23 protein-coding genes are annotated in these 21,010 nt (G+C 43.1%); 11 read left to right on the top strand and 12 right to left on the bottom strand.

Annotation, left to right across the window (positions count from 1 at the left end; all coding sequences use genetic code 11):
- Positions 1 to 44 precede the first annotated feature (44 nt).
- Positions 45 to 1,154: an ATP-binding protein gene (locus tag AC04MN_RS02850; RefSeq protein WP_475381674.1), complete on the bottom strand. Its 1,110-nt coding sequence runs from the start codon at positions 1,152 to 1,154 to the stop codon at positions 45 to 47.
- A gap of 229 nt (positions 1,155 to 1,383) precedes the next feature.
- On the opposite strand from AC04MN_RS02850, the gene AC04MN_RS02845 reads away from it, so the two are divergent.
- The 3 genes from AC04MN_RS02845 (at position 1,384) to AC04MN_RS02835 (ending at position 5,525) form a co-directional block, all read left to right on the top strand.
- Positions 1,384 to 3,534 (top strand): hypothetical protein, encoded by a 2,151-nt coding sequence (locus AC04MN_RS02845; protein WP_475381673.1) that lies wholly within the window; start codon positions 1,384 to 1,386, stop codon positions 3,532 to 3,534.
- Between the two features lie 88 nt (positions 3,535 to 3,622).
- Positions 3,623 to 4,879: an amidohydrolase family protein gene (locus AC04MN_RS02840; RefSeq protein ID WP_475381672.1), complete on the top strand. Its 1,257-nt coding sequence runs from the start codon at positions 3,623 to 3,625 to the stop codon at positions 4,877 to 4,879.
- An 82-nt stretch (positions 4,880 to 4,961) separates the two neighbouring features.
- Entirely contained in the window at positions 4,962 to 5,525 is a 564-nt protein-coding gene (locus tag AC04MN_RS02835) for a hypothetical protein (RefSeq protein WP_475381671.1), read from the top strand.
- A 3-nt stretch (positions 5,526 to 5,528) separates the two neighbouring features.
- Here AC04MN_RS02835 and AC04MN_RS02830 read toward each other — a convergent pair whose 3' ends face one another.
- From AC04MN_RS02830 to AC04MN_RS02810, 5 genes are all read right to left on the bottom strand, one after another.
- On the bottom strand, positions 5,529 to 5,993 hold the full coding sequence (locus AC04MN_RS02830) for a hypothetical protein (RefSeq protein ID WP_475381670.1): 465 nt from the start codon (positions 5,991 to 5,993) through the stop codon (positions 5,529 to 5,531).
- Positions 5,990 to 6,538 (bottom strand): hypothetical protein, encoded by a 549-nt coding sequence (locus tag AC04MN_RS02825; RefSeq protein WP_475381669.1) that lies wholly within the window; start codon positions 6,536 to 6,538, stop codon positions 5,990 to 5,992. Before AC04MN_RS02825 ends, AC04MN_RS02830 begins: the two co-directional genes overlap by 4 nt.
- Positions 6,539 to 6,628: 90 nt before the next feature.
- On the bottom strand, positions 6,629 to 7,354 hold the full coding sequence (locus tag AC04MN_RS02820; RefSeq protein WP_475381668.1) for a hypothetical protein: 726 nt from the start codon (positions 7,352 to 7,354) through the stop codon (positions 6,629 to 6,631).
- The gene (locus AC04MN_RS02815; RefSeq protein WP_475381667.1) at positions 7,348 to 7,746 is read right to left on the bottom strand and encodes a hypothetical protein; all 399 of its coding nucleotides are present in this window, start codon (positions 7,744 to 7,746) and stop codon (positions 7,348 to 7,350) included. The genes AC04MN_RS02820 and AC04MN_RS02815 overlap by 7 nt, the downstream gene beginning before the upstream one ends.
- Positions 7,691 to 7,948 carry a Flp family type IVb pilin gene (locus AC04MN_RS02810; protein ID WP_475381666.1) on the bottom strand — a complete coding sequence of 86 codons (258 nt, stop codon included), beginning with the start codon at positions 7,946 to 7,948 and terminating at the stop codon, positions 7,691 to 7,693. The genes AC04MN_RS02815 and AC04MN_RS02810 overlap by 56 nt, the downstream gene beginning before the upstream one ends.
- Positions 7,949 to 8,170: 222 nt before the next feature.
- On the opposite strand from AC04MN_RS02810, the gene AC04MN_RS02805 reads away from it, so the two are divergent.
- Complete coding sequence (locus tag AC04MN_RS02805) at positions 8,171 to 8,458, top strand: hypothetical protein (RefSeq protein ID WP_475381665.1); 288 nt, start codon at positions 8,171 to 8,173, stop codon at positions 8,456 to 8,458.
- 6 nt (positions 8,459 to 8,464) lie between these two features.
- Here the strand turns inward: AC04MN_RS02805 and AC04MN_RS02800 are convergent, their stop codons facing one another.
- A complete protein-coding gene (locus AC04MN_RS02800) occupies positions 8,465 to 8,731 on the bottom strand; it encodes a hypothetical protein (protein ID WP_475381664.1) in 267 nt (88 codons plus the stop codon).
- Between the two features lie 168 nt (positions 8,732 to 8,899).
- Between AC04MN_RS02800 and folD the strand changes: the two genes are divergently transcribed.
- From folD to AC04MN_RS02785, 3 genes are read left to right on the top strand one after another with little or no spacing between them, the layout of a single operon-like run.
- Positions 8,900 to 9,757 carry a bifunctional methylenetetrahydrofolate dehydrogenase/methenyltetrahydrofolate cyclohydrolase FolD gene (gene folD, locus AC04MN_RS02795; RefSeq protein WP_475381663.1) on the top strand — a complete coding sequence of 286 codons (858 nt, stop codon included), beginning with the start codon at positions 8,900 to 8,902 and terminating at the stop codon, positions 9,755 to 9,757.
- 3 nt (positions 9,758 to 9,760) lie between these two features.
- Positions 9,761 to 10,777 carry an esterase-like activity of phytase family protein gene (locus tag AC04MN_RS02790; protein ID WP_475381662.1) on the top strand — a complete coding sequence of 339 codons (1,017 nt, stop codon included), beginning with the start codon at positions 9,761 to 9,763 and terminating at the stop codon, positions 10,775 to 10,777.
- 9 nt (positions 10,778 to 10,786) lie between these two features.
- Positions 10,787 to 12,088, top strand: a complete 1,302-nt coding sequence (locus AC04MN_RS02785) for a class I SAM-dependent rRNA methyltransferase (RefSeq protein WP_475381661.1) — start codon at positions 10,787 to 10,789, stop codon at positions 12,086 to 12,088.
- A gap of 26 nt (positions 12,089 to 12,114) precedes the next feature.
- Here AC04MN_RS02785 and AC04MN_RS02780 read toward each other — a convergent pair whose 3' ends face one another.
- Positions 12,115 to 13,116 (bottom strand): hypothetical protein, encoded by a 1,002-nt coding sequence (locus tag AC04MN_RS02780; RefSeq protein ID WP_475381660.1) that lies wholly within the window; start codon positions 13,114 to 13,116, stop codon positions 12,115 to 12,117.
- Between the two features lie 144 nt (positions 13,117 to 13,260).
- Between AC04MN_RS02780 and AC04MN_RS02775 the strand changes: the two genes are divergently transcribed.
- Positions 13,261 to 13,803 (top strand): SLBB domain-containing protein, encoded by a 543-nt coding sequence (locus AC04MN_RS02775; RefSeq protein ID WP_475381659.1) that lies wholly within the window; start codon positions 13,261 to 13,263, stop codon positions 13,801 to 13,803.
- Entirely contained in the window at positions 13,793 to 15,016 is a 1,224-nt protein-coding gene (locus tag AC04MN_RS02770) for an O-antigen ligase family protein (RefSeq protein WP_475381658.1), read from the top strand. Before AC04MN_RS02775 ends, AC04MN_RS02770 begins: the two co-directional genes overlap by 11 nt.
- Here AC04MN_RS02770 and AC04MN_RS02765 read toward each other — a convergent pair.
- The 3 genes from AC04MN_RS02765 to AC04MN_RS02755 form a co-directional block, all read right to left on the bottom strand.
- Positions 15,005 to 15,391: a YkgJ family cysteine cluster protein gene (locus AC04MN_RS02765; protein ID WP_475381657.1), complete on the bottom strand. Its 387-nt coding sequence runs from the start codon at positions 15,389 to 15,391 to the stop codon at positions 15,005 to 15,007. The genes AC04MN_RS02770 and AC04MN_RS02765 overlap by 12 nt on opposite strands.
- A 78-nt stretch (positions 15,392 to 15,469) precedes the next feature.
- Positions 15,470 to 16,633, bottom strand: a complete 1,164-nt coding sequence (locus AC04MN_RS02760) for a polysaccharide deacetylase family protein (protein ID WP_475381656.1) — start codon at positions 16,631 to 16,633, stop codon at positions 15,470 to 15,472.
- Entirely contained in the window at positions 16,630 to 17,967 is a 1,338-nt protein-coding gene (locus AC04MN_RS02755; protein ID WP_475381655.1) for a GumC domain-containing protein, read from the bottom strand. Before AC04MN_RS02755 ends, AC04MN_RS02760 begins: the two co-directional genes overlap by 4 nt.
- Before the next feature lie 238 nt (positions 17,968 to 18,205).
- Here AC04MN_RS02755 and AC04MN_RS02750 point away from each other — a divergent pair, with 238 nt between their 5' ends.
- Positions 18,206 to 19,276: a hypothetical protein gene (locus AC04MN_RS02750; protein ID WP_475381654.1), complete on the top strand. Its 1,071-nt coding sequence runs from the start codon at positions 18,206 to 18,208 to the stop codon at positions 19,274 to 19,276.
- 35 nt (positions 19,277 to 19,311) lie between these two features.
- Positions 19,312 to 20,058, top strand: a complete 747-nt coding sequence (locus AC04MN_RS02745; RefSeq protein WP_475381653.1) for a hypothetical protein — start codon at positions 19,312 to 19,314, stop codon at positions 20,056 to 20,058.
- Between the two features lie 12 nt (positions 20,059 to 20,070).
- Here the strand turns inward: AC04MN_RS02745 and AC04MN_RS02740 are convergent, their stop codons facing one another.
- Positions 20,071 to 20,976 (bottom strand): transposase, encoded by a 906-nt coding sequence (locus AC04MN_RS02740; RefSeq protein WP_475381652.1) that lies wholly within the window; start codon positions 20,974 to 20,976, stop codon positions 20,071 to 20,073.
- Positions 20,977 to 21,010 lie beyond the last annotated feature (34 nt).

The raw sequence follows: 21,010 nt of genomic DNA, 5'->3' as shown, positions 1-21,010 counted from the left end.
TAATTTAGGTTCGCATCATTCCGAAAATGTCCGGATCACGACCTTTACATCATTAGGGGAAGCTCAAACCAGGATTGGACGCCTCCGCCCGCGTTTTCTATATGAAGCTCGGAGCTGTGACTTTTTAGAATCGATTGGCAAATTGTTAAGCCCAGGCCTGTTCCTGTAGAGTGATTCATGACATCTTCATCAAGATAAAAAGGCTTTAGAATTTTCTCCATAACTTTAGGGCTGATTTGTGGACCAGTATTTGAAATAGTGAATTTTAAGTTATTACCATTGCGTAGAATTTGAATTTGAATCTGAGTCTCGTTGTCTGCAAACTTTACGGCATTGTGAACTAGGCGAGTCAGGACTTGCTTTAAAAGTCTAAGGTCGGCTTGAATAGCATAATTTTCAATTTGAGTATTGATCTTCAAATTCTTTGTCTGAGTAATTTTAGTTATTTCGGGATTTAGGATGTCATCAATTTTAGACAGGATGACACCTTGAAGATCAATTTTTAATTGATTGGTTTCAGCTCGAACAATCAACAGGACATCGTCAACAATCGATTTTAGCTTGTCGGCTGCTTTTTGAATTCTATTGACCATCAGTTTGTCTTCGTCTGATAGATTTGATTCAGCTAACAAAGAAGAGAAACTAAGAATGGAGGTTAATGGTGTCTTTAGCTCGTGATTGATCAAAATCATAAAGTTTGATTTGGCAACATCCAAAGATTTGAGTTCACGGTTTGCTTGCTCTAACAGTTTATTTTTGTTTTCGAGTTCGACCCCTAGTCTGAATCGTTCTGCGGCGTGATCAACCGTATTTGCTAAATCAATCGGATCCCAGGGCTTTGTGAGGTATCGAAAAATCTGACCTTTGTTGACGGCCATGATAACCGACTCTAGGTCGGTGTATCCGGTTAGTAGCATTCGAACTGTATGTGGATGTTTTTCAATTGTTTGCTCTAAAAATTCAACGCCAGTCATACCTGGCATTCTTTGGTCGCTAATAATTACAGAAACCGGGTCTGGATTTTGGTCTAGCAGATCTAGCGCTTGTTGTGCCGACGTCGCTTTAAGCACGTTATACTTTTTTCTAAAAAGGCGCTCGAGAGCATCTACATTGTCGATTTCATCGTCGACACAAAGAATTGTCTGTTTTGTCATAAGGTTTAGTGTAGAATTTGAATATGAAGGGTGCAAGGAAATCCGCACCCAGACTTGTCGTCATGGATGATGGCTGAATAAAATCACCTAAGGAATACAGACTCTACTAGGGTCTAGATTTCTGTCTAAAAGGCCGGATTTGACCCTCTTTGAGTCAAGTCTACTTGCGCTCTGACCGACAAGTGAAACGATAATAAAGTGTATAGTTTCCTTATGTAGGAGAAAACTTATGAAGTTCGGTCTTAAATGGATGAGCACGTTCACACTTGTTGCAGGTGTTGCATCTCAGGTGCATGCCCAGTTCGTTCCTTGGGGAACGGGAGTTTACGGCGGTATGCAATCATGCCCCTATCAAGTGAGCGCTGCTGAAGGCTCTTCGAGTTATTTAGATGAAATTCGTGACATTGAGTCGCGAACAAAAGAGGCCCAAGAAGAACTTCGCAGAAAAAAATCTGAAAAAAGAAAGCTAGATAATATCGAGCTTAAGAAGTCGCGCGGTCGTATCGAGTCTTTCTTTGCGACAGACTATGCTGACTTTATGATGCAACATATGGATAACGGTTTTGCATGTACAGATTACAAAGGCATGCGGGCTCGTGGCGAAGAGCCAGAAGTTGGTGGCGAAGAAGGTGGGCAAGAAGTTCAAGGGACTTCGTCTCAAGTAATCCAAGCGTTTACGGGACAAGAATTTGCACGAGTGTGTGATCCAAATAAAAAAGGTGGATTTGTTCCGGCGGTTTGTGACAACGCCAAATTTAAAAATACCGATTCAAAGCGAGTTTCACCTCAAGATTGTAAAAGAGCAGTCGCTGATTATCGCAAACAAATCAGTCAGTCTCAAAAACTTCAAACTGAAATTGAGTTCCTTGAAGATACAATTAAATCGAATCGTGAGTCAGTGAAAGAAGCTAGAAATAGCTATCGTGAAGAACAGCGAGAACTTCAGCGTGAACGTATGGAAGGTGGAATTTGCGTAGAGTGTATGGCGCAAAGTTCAACTTACGGATATCAAAAGCAAGAGCCAGACTGGGCCGGAGTTGCGACAAACGTAACAATGGGATTGTTGGCGACCTATATGGGTTACCAAACTAATAAACAAACAGCTCAGTACAATGCTTCGATCGGCTTTCCTTCTCAATCTTATCCCGCATGGGGATACGGATTCCCATTCTTAATGGCTGGCATGTACGGAGCTCTTGGTGGAGGTACAGGCCAGGGAGCTTTTGGTTGCGCTAGTGGAATGGGCGGTGTCGGTAATATGAATGGTCCTTATGGAATGATGGGACCATTTGGTATGGGCGGTCTTTATGGCGGAGCTGGCGGTGCCTTCGGTTATCCGATGGGCATGGGCGGCGGCGCTATGGGTGGCGGCATGTATCCGGGTGGTATGGGACCTTGGGGCATGGCCGGACCATGGGGCTTAACTGGTCCATTTGGTATGGGTGGAGCCTTTGCTGGTGGATTTGCTGGTGGCATGGGCGGCGCAATGATGGGCGCTTATCCAGGTGGTATGATGGGCGCATATCCAGGCGGCATGATGGGTGCGTACCCTGGCGCAATGGCCGGAGGATTCGCAGGCGGTATCGGTGGCGCAATGATGGGAGCTTACCCTGGTGGAATGATGGGCGCATATCCAGGCGGCATGATGGGTGCTTACCCAGGTGCAATGGCCGGAGGATTTGCTGGTGGCATGGGCGGCGCAATGATGGGCGCCTACCCTGGTGGAATGATGGGCGCATATCCAGGCGGCATGATGGGTGCTTACCCAGGTGCAATGGCCGGAGGATTTGCTGGTGGTATTGGTGGAGTTATGACTGGCGCCTACCCTGGTGGAATGATGGGCGCATATCCAGGCGGCATGATGGGTGCTTACCCAGGTGCAATGGCCGGAGGATTTGCTGGTGGCATGGGCGGCGCAATGATGGGCGCCTACCCAGGTGGCATGATGGGTGCTTATCCCGGTGGTATCGCTGGTGGTATTGGTGGCGCGATGATGGGCGCTTATCCAGGATCTATGGGCGGATCATTCGGTGGTGGAATGACTGGCTTCGACGGTGGAATGGGACAAATGCAAATGCAGCAGCAGATGATGCAAATGCAGATGCAGCAGTGGCAAATGGCAATCGAGACTCAACGTCGCTATCAAGAAGATCAAATCTCAAGACAGCGTGTCGTGATGGGATTGCAGCAAGAGCTTCAAAGCTTAGTTTACAGAATCCAACAAGTTCAGATGGGCTACGGCGGAACCGGCTATATTGGCGGCGGCGGAACAACTGGTGGGGTCTTAACTCCAGGAGTTTCAACGGGAACAGCAACGCCACTTCCGGGCAGTTCAGGAACTGGTGGAACGGCGACAACGCCATTGGGTGGCGGACGCTAAAAGTCAAAAAATCGAGAATAATACAAGAGCCCTCTTCGAAAAAAAGAGGGCTCTTGCTTTATCTAGGCTCTACCGCTAGAAAACTAGCATGGATGGAAAGTATTTAAATCTTTATGATAGCCATGTGCATTTTCTAGGTACTGCAGAGTACTTGGGTGGAGTTGCGCTTACTGATGTGAGGTCGGCAGATCAGTTAAAGGATCTGGTATTTAAGCCCACGGCATACAAAGGAGATTTTCTAACAGCCTTTGGTTGGAATCCAAAAAATATTCCGAAAGAAGAATTAACGGCTGATATTCTGGATCGAGTTTTTCCCGATGTTCCTGTGATGTTTTCCCGTAACGACGGGCATGCTTCTTGGTTAAATACATTGGCGTTAAAAAGACTCGGATTTGGTGATCGGCAGGGCCTTCTTGAAGAGGCCGATCATTTTTTGGCATTAGAACGATTGCCGAAGCGTGACCATGAAGCTTTAAAAAATAAGCTGATGGAGGCCTCGCAGATATTTTTAAGCCAGGGTTTTACTCACCTTCGGGATTTAACTTCATCTAAAGAGGAAGCTCTTGCACTTTTCGAGTTATCTAAAGAAGGTCGCTTTCAGCAGTTTATCGAACTTAATTTTCTGTTAAAAAATATTCGTGATTTGGGGCCATTGCTAGAGACTTTGCGGGACTTGAAAGCTCGAGCGGTCCCTAATGTTTGTATTCAAGGAGTCAAACTTTTCTTTGATGGCACTCTGGGCGGTGGCAATGCCTTTGTTCAACAATGTCAGTGCTGTCGGGATTCTCAGTATTGGACTCGCGAGCTATATTCTGAAGTTTTGAAGCAAGTCTGGGGGGCCGGTTTTGACATAGCTGTGCATTGCATCGGTGATGATGCTGTAGATGAAATCGTTTCGTGGACACGCGAAGTTTCGGCCCAAGGAATTGTTGGTCGTTTGCATTTAGAGCATGCAGAGTTTGTTCGTTCGGAAACCATACAGAAGATGAAGCCATTGCATGTAAAAGTGCATATGCAACCCTGTCATTGGTTTGGTGACAAAGAATGGTTGGCCACAAAAGCTTCCAGCGCATTAAAGAAAATCGCATTTCCTTGGGAGTCTTTGCGACGAGCGCAAATACCAATCCACTTTGGCAGCGATAGCCCAGTTGTAGCTCCATCTGTCATTTCGAATTACCAGGCGCTTCAGCAAAGCGCCCACGACGGAATTAAAAAATTTGAAGGTGATTTTGCTCAATTTCATTCGTATTCAGGTGGGACGTCAATCGAAGCAGAGACCATCTTTGAAGACCAAGAGGTGCGTTCTGTCCGAATTAACGGTCAAATAGTCTGGCATAAAGATTGAACTACGGTTTAGTTAGCCTGATTTTACGCGATGCTCGCATGAAATCAGGGGCAAAATGCCCCCATCACCAAGGAGTGCCTCTATGAATTTCAGATCTTTACTACTTGCAGCAGGTTTGGTTTGTTCTGCGATGACCGCTTATTCGATGGAAATGGGAGAGGTCTCGATCGCGGGAAACATTTGCCAAAATCCCGTGGGGACTCACAAAGTTGTTTCTGGGGCTGATCCTGATTCCTTCGTGATTCCGTTAGGAGTCTATCTGAAAAAAGACAATACGGCGGGACTTGCTCGCGGTGCTTGTACATTTGCAGTTCCATTAAAGGCAGAAGCAAACAAACGCATCGTAGTTCGCGCGGCCCGACAATTCTATAGTCTTCGCACTTACCAAGATGTTTCGAAAGCAAAAATTGACGTAGAACTATTTAAAGCCGGATCTCGAGGGCCCTTGTTGAGTGCCGAAATTCCCGGTAGCGAGGGGCTTAGTAAGACTCACGGATTTTTGGTTGCTGATGACGTCATCGTTTCGGGGTGTGGAGAATCCCTTAATTTACGCGGTAATCTTTCTGCGATGATTGTAGGAACAGGTAAAGCGCGAGTATTTGCTAAAGACCTTCAATTGCATATTGTAGAAGAAATCTGTCCTTAACTTCTAAAATTGAAATAGCTTAACGCTGACTTGCTTGTCTTTCAGAGCATACCCCGCGGCTAATATCAAAATAACAGAACCTAAAATTAGTGCAGAGTTCGTAGAGTCGGTGAACGCCGACTCTTTTTTTTCTTTTTCAATACTGGGCATAAAGTTCTTCTCGAACTCCTTTTCTGGAGTGGAGTTCAGGTCTAATTTTTCCGTCAGCTCAGCTTTGATCTTAGCATCAATAGCAAGTTGTAGTCGGGGGGACGAGAAGGATTTTAGTTCTAATAAAAAATCTTTTTCGCTTTGCATGAGTGGAGCTTTTGTAGCGTCAAGCTGCCTAATAAAGTCTGCCTCTGTAATTTGTCGATTTTTTAATTCAAAACCAGCCGAATAAAGACTTTCAAAGTTTGTAGCGCTTGCTTGAATTGAAATGTGCAAAGAAATAAATAGAGTAAAGAAAGTTTTAAATAATTGTTTCATAAAGAGTCCTCTTTATATTCGATAGTGAAATTATTTTTTTTAGGTTGAATCTTTTCCTCTTTAAGGACTTCGCTTCCTTTCGAGTTCGGGTTGTGAATAACGGCAAAAAAAGGCCCCTGAGCTTCTAAAATAGTGTCTGAAAAATCTTCCTTTATCAAAACGGCAAAAAGGTCTGGATTCAGTGGTGCTCTCAGGATTCGAATTTTTCTGCCAATAATTTTTCCTTTTAGCCCGCTTTGATTAGTTAGATAAAGGTCAACGGTTCCTCCAATTCGGCCCAAGATCGAATTGAGTCCTTCGATATTGCTGATCTCGATCGGGATTAATACATGTCCCGGCGGTATGTAAGTATCTGCAGAAAGTGTTTGTTTAGGGGTTTCTAGGTTTGCACCAGAAACTTCTTGAGCTTGGGTTGGTGGGGTCAGTAGCGAAACTATTATGGAGATCAATCCCAATGCTAAAAAAACAAAAATCGTCCATTTTTTATCGGTGTAAAGAGCCCATTTTTTTATTAATTCATTTTCCATAAGTTGTCTGAATTTCATTTTTTGTCCTCTGTGTGCTTTCTAGATTTTTTAGGGTTAAGACTTGTTCTTTGGCGAGGTTTAAAAATATCACCGTTAAAGTCCATGCTGCTAATAAGACCAAGAGTTCTGTGAATGCTTGGCCGGACTCAGTACTGCGTCTAATTTTTCGTTCAAACTGGCTGCGCATCCTGAATTGGTTGTTTGTCCTGCCGAACTTAAAAAAGTGGATTCGGTATGTCGGTTGAAGAAGAAGTGTCTCCATTTTATTTCTACCTTTTGCTCATGTATAAAATTTTCAGCAAGTTGATAGGTGGGGGCTAAATCCAAGTCACCCGGAGTAACGGCCATCTTTGATTTTGGTAAATTTTTGATGATTAGGTGGCTTTTCCAAAATTCAAAGAATCTTTTTAAGCGCGAAATCTTAAAACTTGTTGCCGCTAATCGGGCTTGAGATTGCATTCGACTGTTTTCTATAATTGATTTCTGAACAGCATCTAATTTTTTTTGCTTTTCGAGCACCTTCTGAAAACGTAGTAAAATTGTAGGGTCACATGTTGCAGGGATAGCCAAGCAGCTTCCGAGTTGCACTATCAGAACTTTTTTTTGAATACGTAAAGCAGTCGCTAAAGAATTAAGCGCCAAAAGCTTCTTTATTTGTCCGCCGATTTGGTTTTGTATGGCTTTAAGTTCTGTCCGGCAAATTTGGCTTGCCTGAAAGTCTTGCTTGAGCGTGGACCATCCGGTTGTAAAACCAAAAAACAAGATGCCTAGTAGAGTAATAAAGGGAAGCATCAAGGCTAAAATTGAACCTTTTTTATTATTCAATATCACCATGGCGGCTCCTTAAGCTCGTGCTCCACTTGGTAGTGGTTCTTAAGCAAATTTGATAGTTCAACATGTGCGTCGACGCGCACCTTTATTTTATGGGCGGGTCGCTGAAGTTTGCGTACGATTTTCGTTTTACCTAAAAGAAGCACTTGCGCTCGTCGGAGAAAATCTTTTTGGCAATCGATTTGTTGAGGAATCAAGGTTTCACAGATAACGGATTCATGCGTGAGCCAATTTATACACATAGAGTTCCAAGCATTCAGAGCGATCACAAAAAACAAGATGATTGCGACAGTCAGTACTTGTAGTACAAAAAGGGTTTCAATAAGAGCTTGTCCGTTCTTATTTCGTAGAATTAACTGACCCTTGAAAGAAGTTGCTAAGATCTTTGTCCTCATAAGAACTTTTCCCCACGGTTTTTGATTCTATTTTTTGAGTTTGATTGGTGCCCAGGGCATTCGCGACATTTGCAAATTGCGAGCGGAGATTTCCCGACAGAGTTTTAACTACGGCGATACTTGCAACCGCCATAATGGCGACGATAATAAGGTACTCGATCAGTCCTTGGCCCTTGTTGTTAAAGCTAAAGTGTTTCTTCATAAATCCCCCCAGAGGTGAGTGTTGATAGGGATAGGTACTGCAAATGAAGTTGTGTCCGAGTTGCGATTATAAGGCTTATAGACGGACGTGATGTCCGAGCTTTGTCCGGATTTTGATACTTTGCGGAAAAGCGTCTCGATTTGATGTGCGTATATTAAGGGGGATTACTTGGCTTGTGGTCTGCTTTAAGCCGCGAGAAAATAAGATATCGAGGGAGGTTCCATGCTGAATCACGTTCAACAACATATGCGTTTCAAGCCAGACCCACTAGATGTGGCGATGGTGGATTTAAAAGCTTCGACGCCTGCTTTTAGTCCAACCAATTCGGCTATGATAATAAATGAAAGCTTTTCTGGTTCAGCTCTAGTGATGAATCTTACTCACGATGTTGATGTCGGTTCTTTTATTAGAGTCAAAGTGGGAAGAATGGATGCCCTTAGGGCTGAGGTCGTTTGGTTTAAGCGACTTGATACCGACGTGGTTAAGATCGGTATCACCTTCTTAGAATAAAGCGGATTACTTCTTTTTAGCAGCGGACTTGCCGTCGGCTTTTTTAGCTTTGTCGTCGGCAGCTTTGCTGCTTTGTTTTTTGGCCTTACGCTGTTGGATAATTTTATCCAAGATATCAAAGGACTCTTTTTGAAGGTCGTTTTCATATACAAATCGGTAAAATCCTTCGATTTCTGGGCTCTGTCTGAACTTTTTTAGGCTGGTTGGGATGTTGTCAGATTGAACAAAGTCAATCGAACTTCCGTCTTTGGACAACTTCACTTTTTCAGACATGGCTACCTCTTTTACGTAAGAATCTTGTCGAACAATAAAGCAAAGGCCCCAGTCTGGTCAAGAAAGGGTCTTATGACTTGCATAAATAACGCAAATCATTGATTTTCTTGGCAAAAGGAAGCAAATTAAAGAGGTCTCGGGGGAATCCCTCTGGGTCGGGAGGTGCCCATGCTCTTACTGGATGGGAAAATTGTCGCACAAAAGGTGCGAGAAAGTGTGAAGTACCGTGCAGAGCTTTTCGAGGCTCAGATGGGGCGCAAGGCTCACTTGACGGTCGTGATGGTTGGTGATGATAAGGCCTCTGCGGTCTATGTGAAAAACAAGCGTTTGGCTTGCGAAAAAGTTGGAATGAACTCTAGTCTTCATCATCTATCCGCAGATTGCTCGCAGGGGGACCTCGAGGACATAATCTATGCTTTGAACAACGACAAAGAGGTGGATGGGATTTTGGTACAATTGCCGTTGCCATCTCACCTCAATGCAGCTCGGGTTCTTGAGATTTTAGACTCTAGAAAAGATGCTGATGGCCTGACATTCAACTCATTGGGTCGTTTTTTTGCGGGTAAAACGCGAGTCGCTCCATGCACCCCAAGTGGTATTATGCGCATTTTAGAGCATTATCAAATTCCTGTCGCAGGGAAACACGTTGTTGTTATTGGACGCTCGAATATCGTTGGAAAGCCTATGGCGATGATGTTGAACAAGGCTGATGCAACGGTGACCATGTGTCATACGAAAACGCTCAACCTTCAAGAGCACACCAAGATTGCAGATATTGTGATAGTTGCCGCTGGAAAACCTCGAATTTTTTCGCGTTCGGATTTTAAAAAAGGGGCCACCATTATTGATGTTGGGATTCACGGAAGTGGAAGTACGACCGGTATTTGTGGTGATGTTGATTTTGAAAGTTTGCATGGTTGGGTGACAGCTGCGACCCCGGTTCCGGGCGGAGTTGGACCGATGACTATTGCTTGCCTTCTGGAAAATACAATCTCGTTGGCGGAAATGTCTCACCTGGGTAATTAACGTATGATCGCTTTTCGTAAACTTATTTTTTTCATTTGGGCCTTTCCGGTTGTTGGAAAGGCTTTTTCGTTAAATTTTGAAGCCGAGTTCAAAGTTCCAATGCAGTCGAAGAGTGGGGCCTCTGTTGGTGGGCTTTCGGGCGCTTACCTGGAAAATGAGCAGACTCTTTGGACGATTTCTGATGATCGTGGGCGTTTCGGTGATCCTCGCTTGATTCAGTTTTCATTGGTTAAGAACAGAAAAGACAAGTTGAGTCTTGAGTGGCGCAAAAATATTGAAATACAAGATGGTGGTAAGGGGCCTGTCTATTTTGATGGAGAAGGCCTAGCATTTTTTGGTGACTCTTTAGTGGTGTCTAGTGAAGGTGATAATAACTCGAAGCCTCGGAAACCCCCTCGTTTGGTCGAATTATCAAGAACTGGCAAGTTTTTAGGCGACATCGACTTACCGTCAGAGTTCTTACCTGAAGCGACAGGAGAGCAAAAAAAAGGCATCTATAATAATTGTGGTTTTGAAGGCCTCACCCGAATTGACGGAGAATGGCCCGGCTTCTTGGCGATGACCGAGACTTCCTTATTTCAAGACCAGGGATCGGCGGCACGCTGGTTGAGATATGAAAAGAAAGATCAAAAATGGATGCTGCAAGGTCAGGGGACATATCCTTTGAGTGCAAAGAAAGAGCATCCAGAGGGCATCGAGGTCTTTCGAGGCGTAGCCGAGGTTTTGCACTGGAAAAATGACGAGTTCTTGGTTTTAGAACGATCGGCAATTTTTTCGAAAAAAGGGCCGAAATATGCGGCCGAAATCTATCTTTGGAATGAAAGAACTTCTGAAAAGAAAATCCTAGTTGATTTAAAGGTAGATCTTATTAAAAACAGAGGGGATAAACCTGTTCAAAACTTTGAGGCCTTGGCTTGGGGCCCCGAGATTAAGGGACAACGTCGTTTACTTGTTATTTCTGATAATAACTTTAATAAGAACGAGTCCACGGAAGTATTAGTTTTTAAAGTAAACCCCTAGGAGATAGTCATGGTAATTTGGAGATTAAAAGCTGGTGCGGATCGGCGCATAAAAAGTGGTCACCCATGGGTGTTTTCAAATGAATTAGAAAAGAGTCCCAAAGGCACTCCATTAGGAGAGCCTGTCGAGCTTCAAGATAGCCGAGGGCATTTTTTAGCTCGGGGTTATGGAAATCCTCATTCTTTAATCGCATTTCGAGCTTTAAGCTTTTCGGGTTTAGACCGAGAGCCATGGTCGTTTTCTTCAATTCATGACAAGGTTTTAAAAGCCTGGAGTATTCGGAAGTCATTAGGGTTCCGTGGAAGCTTCCGATTGGCATTTGGTGAATCAGATTATGTTCCTGGTTTGGTTTTAGACTATTACGTGATCGAACATAACGGTAAGCGGGCCCAACTTTTTGCAGCTCAATTGGTGACGGCCGGGATGGATCTAGCTTTGAAAGACCGAGCAGGTTTTTTTAAAGAATTGACGGCAAAAGCGGCTGAAGCTGGGCTTTCGGAATTTTCCTGGGATCAAACTGCCGTAGTTATTCGTAACGATGTCAATGTTCGTAAGCTCGAAGGTCTGAATGTTGAAGAACCAGTGGTTGTAAAAGATCTGGGTGATTGGAATTTGCGATCGGTTGATATTTTATTAAATGCAGCTCAGGATGATGGCTTAGTAAAAATGAGATGTGATTTGGTCGATGGCCAGAAGACAGGCTTTTTCTTGGATCAAACTCAAAATATCTTTTTAGCGACGGGTGCATTTAAGAATTGGGCCAAAGTAACACGTCCCAAAAAAGTAAAGGTTCTAGACCTATGTTGTTATGTCGGGCATTGGGCGACTCAGATTACGCGCACATTAAAGTCTTGCGGTGTTGAGGTTGAGGTTCATTTGGCTGATGTTTCAAAGCCTGCACTTGAGTTTGCGGCTCACAATGCTCGTCGTGAGGGGGCCGAAGTCTTTGTTCATCAAATGGATGTTCTTGAAAAAATGCAAGAGCTTCCTGGTCAAGCATTCGACATTGTGATCGCAGATCCTCCAGCGTTTATCAAAGCAAAAAAAGACATTCCAACTGGAAAGCACGCTTATTTAAAAATGAATACTCAGGCATTCCGGGTTGTAACCTCGAAGGGCTTCGTGGTTTCATGCTCGTGCTCGGGCTTACTGACCGAGGAAGATCTTCGAGATGCTCTTCGTAAAGCAGCTCAAAGAAATTTTTCAGAAGTTCGAAGTATCATGCGCGGGGGGCACGCGGCTGATCATCCAACGTTAATGAACTTTCCCGAGGGATTTTATTTAAAGATGTATGTTCATCAAATGATGTAAAAAAACCGGCATTAAGCCGGTTTTTTTTATGCATTCCCTGTGGGGCCCATTCCTTGTTGACTCTGCTGAGCCATCATTTGCTGGGTTTGTTGGTGGTACATATTAAGTTTGTTGATATAGTCTTTGAGTGCCGCATTTTCTTGTTTTAAGACGGCCGTTTGGGTCAGTGCTTGCTGCAAATGACTGTAATAGTCTTGAGCCTCCACGCTCTTCTTGTCTAAAAGCATTTTCATCTCGACAATTTTGCTTTCAGCTACGTCCATTAAGTTCTTTAGGACATCTTGCTGTTGTTCTGCAGAGTTCTCGACATCTTTAAAGGACTGTTGAATTTGATTGATTTCAGAATTTAAACGCTGAATCTCTTGATCTTTAGAATCCACAGTTTGATTCAAGGTCTCAATAGCATTTTGATGTTCCGCATTTTGCTGTTTTAAGCCCATGATCTCTTGTTCAAAGCGATCGCGCTGTTGTGTCCATAGATCTTGCTCTTTAAGAAAGGCGTTTTTAGCTTTAGCTAATTCCATCGCCGTTTCATCTTTAAGGGCTTGGTTTAGTTCAAGGTCTCTTTGCAAAAGCTTGGTCTTATCAAGAAGAGCTTGGCTGTACTTCTTTTCTTCTGTTTGAATTTGCATGGTTCGAGCTTTAAGCCCCTGAATTTCTAATTGCAGTTGCAAACAAAGCTCTAAAGACTTTGCGAGATCGGCGCTAAGTTTTGTATTGTGCGTACGCTCGGCAGCAAGTTGCTCGGCCAGTTGACGGACTTGACCATCGACGCTCTCTGGAGAATACGTCATGTTGCCCATAGCTTTAATTTTCTCTTTGAGCTCTTCCTGAGTATCTTTAAGTTCAGTGTGAAACTTCTTCATCTGATCTTGCATCATATTAAAGCGTGGTTGTTCTACTGTTTGCAGGTCGTCCATGCTTTTCTCCATAACTTCAGCACTTGTATTCGGTGCTGGCACAAATTCGTTTAGTTGGTTGCAGATTTCGTCGAATAATTTTTCGTGATCTTGAATTGAACTGGTCATATTCAACAGTCTAATAGTCTAGAAACTCGACGTCATTCAGGATTTTTGTCCACGGGTCATAGGTCTAGCCTCTACATAGAAAATGAAAGATGGTTTCACTTCAAAAATGAAGTGTTAAAATACTTTTAATCACTAGGGGCACCGATGAAAATGATGATTCGACTTTGTATGGCATTTCTTATGTTTAGTTCTACCGTTTGCTCAGCCCAAGGACAAGAGTTGGGACTGCTGGGTGATATACGTCCCCCGGGGCAAGCGGCGGAATATATCTACCGGTCATCACCTAAAGAATCCTTGATATCAGTTCAGCTATTAGGAGCTGTGAATAAGCCGGGTATATACTATATTCCTGCGAATACAGACTTGATAAAATTGCTTTCCTTAGCGGGCGGGACAGGTAATGGCGGGGACATGAGCGAGATCCTTGTTCGTAAAACTGAAAATCAAGGTTGGAATAAAATTAAGAGCAAAGCCATTAATGAATATTCAGGCGCCTACGAGGTGGATTTGGAAAAAATCATTAAGTACGGAGGTGGTCGCCAATTGACATTAGCGCAGGATGATTTTGTCTATGTTCCACCTAAAGAACCATGGATTAGTGGTGATGTTTCTAGAACTGTAACTGTAGTCTCGGTTCTTTTGGGAATTGCCTTAACATCGATTCTTATTCAGAAAAATGCAAACTAAGGCAACCCAAGGGCGGGCTTGGGCCATTGCTCTGATCGCGTTGATTTTTATCTCGAAGATTTCTTTCAGAAGTCTGCTCCCTTTTATTCCTAAAGAGCTTTCAATCGTATTATTTCAGGGGGGGCTGCATCCTTATCTTAATTTTATAGCAGTGATGGGATTAGGGGTGATATTGATTTTACGATCAAAACCGATCAGTTCCCTTAGTCCAATTTACCTTCTTTTCTGTTGGGGCCTCATTGGTCTGTTGGGAATCACTTCAATCTTGCAAATTATGTTTTCTGGTACAGGCCTATTTGCGACTTTGGGAACTTTTGTTGCTAGTTCTGCGCTGATTGGAATTTATGGTCTGCGAATACCGAAGGTTCTAGATATTGAAGAGACTTTAGATTGGATATTTCGTTGTTCATCTATTTGTGTTTTTCTGTCGCTATTGGTGTTTGCCATCTTTCCCGAAAATGCTTGGAAGGGAGGGCGCTTTATTGGGGTGTTTAAGCATATTCCCCATATGGTGACATGCGCCTCGGTAGCATTTATTTTTTCGCTGGATTTTTCGAAACATAAGATTTGGAAGTTGTTTACAATTCCGGCGGCGCTGTATTTGCTTTTACTAACAGGGACTCGCTCATCTTTGGCAGCGGTTTTGATGGCCGTAATTTTAGTTACGATTTTAATAAAGACAAAATCGATAGCCGCTTTATTTTTAAAATCAACCGGGATTATCGTGGCAATCACCTACGGAATTTTCTTTGGGCCAATGACCGTCAATTACCTAGAGGGCATTGCCCGAGGTGAGCGTGCTTTAATGGAACGGGAAGCCCAAGACGGAGTTGCATCGCGGATGGAAGAAGTTGAAAGAGGCTGGGAGCTATTTCAGTTAAATCCCTGGTTGGGTTCGGGACTGGCTTCAAAATTTAGTAATGGTGATGAGACATCCGTTGATAAATACAATGCCAACAAAGACCCCCATAATATCTTTGTGAGTGCTGGCGTGATTGGCGGATGGGCTTTTTTAGTGTATTCGATATATGCTGTTATTATTTTGTTGATTGGAACTATGAAAGGCCTTGCTAGTAAAGACTCTTCTCAAAGAATGGTCGCGATTTATTTAGCGACACACCTTCCGATACTCATTATTTATCATGTCCATTTATCCCCAGGAGGCGTTGCCGATAGAATCTACTGGCTGTTATTTGGACTATTAGCCCTTTGAATTTATTTTAACTCCGGGGCAGAAACCGGGGCGAGGCCCAATTTCGGGGAATTTTCGGCAGACATCAGGTCGACGATCATAGACTTTGCAAAGACGCGTTTTAGAGTCTAAGAAATAACAGTCTTCATTGGCTTGTTGAGACAGCATAAATAAGTCGGTGCCCTGCCGATAAGAAACAACAACCTTTTCTTTGATAAGTCTTTTTGCCAATTTTCTGACTGAGGTTGCCGCTTCATCTTCGTCAGTCAATCCCAGGCGAATGAGATCTGAAAGCTTGACCTCGACAGGCATAGTACAGCAATTGCCATAACATCCTTGGCACATACCTTCTTTGTAGTGTTTCCATGTCGATGGACGATCTTTATGAACTTTCATGATTGCTTTTTATAATCTATATTTGAAAAAAAACAAGCCCCGGTTGGAGCTTGTTTTCAACGGACCGTTTAAAAACTCTTAAGGCATCGGACGTTTTTTAACAAGTGGGCTATTTAAACGAGACGTCAGATCTTCGGGCTGAAGCAAAACAATACTGTAGCCACGAGTGTGCAATTCGCGAAGGATTGCAGGTAATGTCTCCGCAGTCTTTCTTTGAATGTCATGGAAAAGCACGATACCGCGACCAAATTTTTCAACTTCAGTGATTACTTTCTTTAAAAATTGCTCGTTCGATTGAGCTCTCCAGTCTTCTGTATCAATATTCCAGCCGAATTCTCCAGTGCCTGTTTCTTTCAACATATTTGAAAGTGCAACAGAAGTCTCTCCGTATGGGAAGCGGAAGAAAGGATCTACCCATCCTAAAGTGTCATAAGCTGCTTGGTGGCCCGCTTTAACTTCAGCAATCGCTTCATCTTGAGTTAAGTTGCGACCATTGCTTTTAGCACAGGCCAAACTTGTTCCCAAGCAGGCATGAGTATTACTGTGCGTTCCGATAGAGTGACCTGCTGCTGCCACTTGTCTTAAGGTATCCGGATTTTGTCTGATGTTTTTTCCCATGGAAAAGAAGACTGCTTTGGCATTTACTTCAGCGAGTGCTTTTAAAATGATGGGGGTATAGACACCGCTAGGTCCATCATCAAAAGTTAGCACAACTTCTTTTTTCTTCACGTCACCGGCCCAAGCTTTGTAGCCCTTGGATACATCGCGTTTTTGAACATTATCGGGAAATTTAAAATTATTTCCCGAGGCACTCCAGTTCATGGCATCGACTGAAACCGGTAAAGACTTTCGTTGAGCTTCAGCATACTTATCTAGGCGAACGATAAGACTCTCTTTACAGGCGGCGATGATACTCTCGTTAATTTTACTGCGAATTTCATTTTCAAATAGAGTTAAATTGGCATCATCAAGATGGCTTAAATCGTTACAGGTGCTGCTTTTTAAATCTTCGCGAGCCTGCTCTGAATTTTCAAGCATCATATTCATTTGAATATTCGCAAAAATTCGAGTTGGGTGCACATCGGAAGTTTCCCATTCAATATGCGACTTGGCGGCCTTATTTGCATCAGACGATTCGTTAATTCTAGTGATAGATGCTTTGTTAGAACACCCCACCAGTGTCGAGCTTGCCAATGCAAATATAAGCACCTGTTTTTTACCAAAAGCTTTGCGAGAAATCATGATTTAGCCTCCGATGAACTATCGTCGATAATGTCAGTGTCCGTTTTTTTAATGTTATTTAAACTAAACTTAATTTTAGAATTTTCGATAATCACGCGCGGATCAAAGCTGTGATCATTGAAGATAACCAGATTTCTTTCGGCTGTGCCTGTGATTGTTTCTGGATTCCACAAGAATCTAAAGTACACAATCAAGCTTCCAATAATCTGAGATAGAATCGCTGCGAGGCCTACTAAAATCATGAGCCCAACCTGGGGGGCTGTTGTCTCAGGAGTGGCTCGTTCTAAAATTTCAAATCGAGTTTCGATAGAAAGTTTTTGTGCTTCTAGGCGGGATTGGGCCTCTGAAAGCTCTTTGAATTTGGCGAATTCAATTTCAGATTTCTTTTTAAGGTCTTGAACCATTTGAGCGGCAAAAGGCATCTGTTTTGTTTGTTTTTTCAATCGATCAATCGAGGCCTGAAGCTGTCCAAGTTTACCCTGCAACATTTTATTTTCGATACGTAAAGCTTCAATACGTCCACCTACTCCGTAAAGTTTGCTTTCACGGCTAGAGGGGCGTCCTTGCGCAAGCATTTCAATCATTTTATTATTTTCTGCAATTTTTAGTTTTAACTCATTTGCGCGGACTAAAAGTTCGGAAACATAGTCGCCCATTTTTGACTGGGAAGCTAAAGGCAATAGGTCTTCATCTTTAGCTTCGTAGTTTGCAAGTTCCTTGCTGATGTTTTTTAGGTTTTCTTCAGCCTGACTTTTTTGAGTCACGATAAATTTATCGACGGTTTGAATGTCAGAAAGTTCACGCTCTTTAAGTTTTATCTGGCTCACTTCCAAGGCCGCGTTCGTTAAGAAAAGGGCAATGTTTTTATCAGCAGATTTAGCAGAAATTTTTATTTGAAAGTCTGAGTCCAATTTTACCTGAATTGAAGCTGCCAAGAATGAAACCGCGCTTTCAGACTTTAAGATATTTTGAACCTTTTTAAATCCATCGACCTCATCAAGTGTGATCTTGGCCGACTGGCCACGTATCATCGCCTTTTGAGCCAAAAGGGAATAGAATTCTTGGGTTTTTAGGTATTCTAAATGTTTGGTTAAAACAGTATTTCCCTTTTTTCCATCTTGAAGGGATTTGTTCATTCCATAAAAGCTCGCAGAAAAAGCCTGAAGTCCCGAGTTTTGGTTGTCATTAGAGATAATCGACCCTGATGCCACATAAGGCACCTTCCAGATGTAAACAGCTAGAGAAACAACTAACAGGCCCAGAAACAAAGCCGCAAAGCTTTTCCACTGGGACAAATAGAGTTTAAGAATATCGCCTGGTTTTAAGGTTTCCATACGGACGGACTTTAAGCAGAAGTTGTGCCAAATTAAGGCAGTTTCTAAGCGTCTACATTTGAGATGGCAAGCGGTGTATGTCTTGGGGATAGACATCTCCTGCCGCAAAAAGGCTCTGAGACTGAAGATTCTTCTAGTTGTTTCTTTTTAAGGCGCTCAAATCGAATTTACCAGGGGCTCTGTATGCCAACTCGGCACGTTCGATGCTTTATATATAGATATAAGCAAGGAGCTCAATATGAGAAACCTAGATAATAAAATCGAATTTGCAATTGGTGTAACAGCAGTCGTGTTGTTTGCCAGCCTAGGTTACTTCTTGAATGGAGTTAAAAGTAAGTCTCCTGGCGAGATTTTAAATATGGTTTATCAGATGCCCCGTCCTTCAAACTATTCGGCGGCAGGTTTTGATTTAAGCGGTCGTGAAGTTGATCGCGAATACGTGAATCCATTTCTAAAGAAGAAGAACGAAGCGAAGGATAAAAAAGCTGATGGGATCAAGAATGTAAATCAGCCTTTGAATGCCTCTAAAGAGGCTGCTGCTAAAAAAGCACAAGCTGCAAACAAAAAGAACGATAAGAAAAAAGGTGAAGTCTCTGTTAGCGTGGTAGAGAAAGACGAAAATGGCTTGTCGGGTTCTGCAGAGGAGAACTTTCAACCTGCAATCGGTAGCAATGTAAAGATGATGGCTCCTCAGACTGCTAATGCAGAAGAATTAGATAATACAAAAAAGAATTTGGATCGTGATAATCAGATGTCGCCTGATCAGTGGAGATCTTTACTAGCGGCGCAGCCGACAGCTAAGAATTTGAATCTTTTGGTCGCAGCATTTAATCAGAAGCAAATTGATGAAGCTGCTTACTTTACAATTATTGCAGATCTACTTTCGAATTCGAAATCCGAAGTTCAAGTTTTAGGTGTGTATGGAGCCAATGCCGTTCCTTCAGCAAAGTCTTTTGCCTTGCTAGCCCAAGCTGAATCGAGTCTGTCTCCAGAGGCGGCGTCACAAGCTAATAAAGTCATGGCGGGTTATTCGAAAAGCGCTCGTCAAAGCGCCATCATGAAAGTGATGGGAAGCGGTGATTCTGTTGTGGTTACTAAAGCGATTTCAGTTCTGATTGCAGGATATGAAAATGCAAAAACAGAAGTGGGCGGAGACCGTGGCGATCGTGGTGAAGTCAGTGAGCAAGCATTGGCGTCATTTTTAAAGTTCGTCCCGGTTTTGCGAAGTCTGCAGGGGAGCTCTGATTCTAAAGTTTCAAGCGCAGCGAATCAGGCTCTAGGTTTGTTTAACGTAGTTGCCGCGAACTAATAGACAGAAATTCCAAATTATCGTTTAATGAACCCATGAAGAATGCGATTTCATGGGTTTTTACTATTTTAATTTTAGGCTCGTCCTATTCTTATGCCGAAACCATTTTACCAGTCAGCTTAGATAAAAGTGATCGTGTGACGATGTTATCTATTTTAGGTTTCGGAACAACGCCAAAGTTGATCTCAAATCCCTATCCCCTAGGCGGATATAAGGGATGGGAACTTGGGCTGAGCTCCGAGTTTTTATCGATGGAAGAAATAGCGGGTTTGGGAGTTGCTCCATCTGGAAAAGTTCTGACCAAGGGAGACTTTAATTTCTATAATCTGAGTTTTTCGAAGGGTCTCTTTGAAAACGTTGATACGACTTTAAGTTTTTTACCTTCTTTGCAAGGAGAGGGCGTATCCGGAATGGGATTCCAGTTGCGGTGGGCTTTTTACGAGTCTCCTTATATGCCGATGGCTTTAAGTACGAATATATACGGCGGCAGTGTTAATATCCAAAGTCTTCTAGGTTCTGATTCTTTGGGAGCTGATTTACTTTGTACGATGTCTTTAGAAGATATCGCTCTGTATTTTGGATTCGGTTACGCCAAGGTGATTGGTCATTTTACAGGTGGAAGTTCGGGAATTACTGACGACAACGAAAGACATGTTGAGGCAGTTAGCAGCAGCCATTCTTTGTTTGGACTTTCATTTCAGGTTTCCAAAATGCTCTTTGCATTTCAGGTCGATCGTTACCGAGACCCGGTTTACGGCGCAAAAATCGGCTTTAGATTTTAAAAAACTGCCCCCTCAGCCTGCGGCTGGCGGAGGCAGAATTCCAAGATTTTGATTGTGATGAACGGCCATCAATGCAAAATGCAAATCTAAAAATTCAGGCCTTTTTGTCGTATTCCAAGTTCTTCGAATCAAGCGACTGATTTTGTATCTGGCCATGGCTGCTGTATGGTTCAATGAAAATAGTGGATCAAAGCCAATTTTTTTAAGTTCTCCCTGGCCCACGACGGCGGACTTTCTTCCTTTATACTCTTGGTGTTTACAGTCTTTGAAAACCCTCTTTATATCATGCGGGTAAAAGGTACTCATATCCGTCTTAATCAAACTCCCTGGCATCACGAACGGACGAATCCGATTAAAAAGCCGCATCCGAGCTGCGGGCCTCTCGTCCTTTCGTTTTCCGTATTTTTTGACAGAGACTTTTGCGAGAAGTCCTTTGGCCGGCATTCGAGCAATTTCAAAACCAAGAATCCGCCGAGTTCCCTCTTCAACCGCTAAGGCAATCGAAATGGGTTTACACTTTGTATGTTCAAAGGTTTCCATGTCATCAAATTGCATCGCCGTGACGGGGCCTAGCTGCCTATTTTGAGTCTCCAAAAGCTCTTTCGCCCTGGCTCCGGTAAAAATCAGTTTCCTGTGAACGGTCTTGCGATTCACCTTAAGAACCCGCGCAGTTTCCCGCATAGAGACTCCACTTACAAGCTGGCGAGCAACCTGTGAATTGATTTGTCTTTTCTTTTGTCGATAGCATTTCCCCAAAGTAGCTCGAGAGAAGTGCTTGTTGCAAACAAGGCAAAAATAGCGCTGCACTGATTTACGATCAGAACTTCGATAGTATTTTCCATCTTTTTTGATCCGAATTTCTGACGAGTTTCGGTTTTTGAATTTAGTGATTTGGCAATATGGGCAATGTAATTTCATAAAAGGAACTAGGCGCAATTGTTGAGCCTAGTTC

This window comes from Bdellovibrio sp. ZFWA1 (genome assembly GCF_056175665.1).
Note: the sequence above shows the minus strand (reverse complement) of the source record. Positions and strands in the feature narration are given on the sequence as shown.

Excerpts from the sequence above, each read along its gene's own strand:
- folD (WP_475381663.1), top strand. The coding sequence starts at position 8,900 with ATGCTCTTACTGGATGGGAAAATTGTCGCACAAAAGGTGCGAGAAAGT.
- AC04MN_RS02835 (WP_475381671.1), top strand. The coding sequence starts at position 4,962 with ATGAATTTCAGATCTTTACTACTTGCAGCAGGTTTGGTTTGTTCTGCG.
- AC04MN_RS02780 (WP_475381660.1), bottom strand. The coding sequence starts at position 13,116 with ATGACCAGTTCAATTCAAGATCACGAAAAATTATTCGACGAAATCTGC.
- AC04MN_RS02805 (WP_475381665.1), top strand. The coding sequence starts at position 8,171 with ATGCTGAATCACGTTCAACAACATATGCGTTTCAAGCCAGACCCACTA.
- AC04MN_RS02790 (WP_475381662.1), top strand. The coding sequence starts at position 9,761 with ATGATCGCTTTTCGTAAACTTATTTTTTTCATTTGGGCCTTTCCGGTT.
- AC04MN_RS02800 (WP_475381664.1), bottom strand. The coding sequence starts at position 8,731 with ATGTCTGAAAAAGTGAAGTTGTCCAAAGACGGAAGTTCGATTGACTTT.
- AC04MN_RS02785 (WP_475381661.1), top strand. The coding sequence starts at position 10,787 with ATGGTAATTTGGAGATTAAAAGCTGGTGCGGATCGGCGCATAAAAAGT.
- AC04MN_RS02765 (WP_475381657.1), bottom strand. The coding sequence starts at position 15,391 with ATGAAAGTTCATAAAGATCGTCCATCGACATGGAAACACTACAAAGAA.
- AC04MN_RS02840 (WP_475381672.1), top strand. The coding sequence starts at position 3,623 with ATGGATGGAAAGTATTTAAATCTTTATGATAGCCATGTGCATTTTCTA.
- AC04MN_RS02850 (WP_475381674.1), bottom strand. The coding sequence starts at position 1,154 with ATGACAAAACAGACAATTCTTTGTGTCGACGATGAAATCGACAATGTA.
- AC04MN_RS02760 (WP_475381656.1), bottom strand. The coding sequence starts at position 16,633 with ATGATTTCTCGCAAAGCTTTTGGTAAAAAACAGGTGCTTATATTTGCA.
- AC04MN_RS02745 (WP_475381653.1), top strand. The coding sequence starts at position 19,312 with ATGAAGAATGCGATTTCATGGGTTTTTACTATTTTAATTTTAGGCTCG.
- AC04MN_RS02815 (WP_475381667.1), bottom strand. The coding sequence starts at position 7,746 with ATGAGGACAAAGATCTTAGCAACTTCTTTCAAGGGTCAGTTAATTCTA.
- AC04MN_RS02830 (WP_475381670.1), bottom strand. The coding sequence starts at position 5,993 with ATGAAACAATTATTTAAAACTTTCTTTACTCTATTTATTTCTTTGCAC.
- AC04MN_RS02755 (WP_475381655.1), bottom strand. The coding sequence starts at position 17,967 with ATGGAAACCTTAAAACCAGGCGATATTCTTAAACTCTATTTGTCCCAG.
- AC04MN_RS02775 (WP_475381659.1), top strand. The coding sequence starts at position 13,261 with ATGAAAATGATGATTCGACTTTGTATGGCATTTCTTATGTTTAGTTCT.
- AC04MN_RS02810 (WP_475381666.1), bottom strand. The coding sequence starts at position 7,948 with ATGAAGAAACACTTTAGCTTTAACAACAAGGGCCAAGGACTGATCGAG.
- AC04MN_RS02770 (WP_475381658.1), top strand. The coding sequence starts at position 13,793 with ATGCAAACTAAGGCAACCCAAGGGCGGGCTTGGGCCATTGCTCTGATC.
- AC04MN_RS02820 (WP_475381668.1), bottom strand. The coding sequence starts at position 7,354 with ATGGTGATATTGAATAATAAAAAAGGTTCAATTTTAGCCTTGATGCTT.
- AC04MN_RS02740 (WP_475381652.1), bottom strand. The coding sequence starts at position 20,976 with ATGAAATTACATTGCCCATATTGCCAAATCACTAAATTCAAAAACCGA.
- AC04MN_RS02825 (WP_475381669.1), bottom strand. The coding sequence starts at position 6,538 with ATGAAATTCAGACAACTTATGGAAAATGAATTAATAAAAAAATGGGCT.
- AC04MN_RS02845 (WP_475381673.1), top strand. The coding sequence starts at position 1,384 with ATGAAGTTCGGTCTTAAATGGATGAGCACGTTCACACTTGTTGCAGGT.
- AC04MN_RS02750 (WP_475381654.1), top strand. The coding sequence starts at position 18,206 with ATGAGAAACCTAGATAATAAAATCGAATTTGCAATTGGTGTAACAGCA.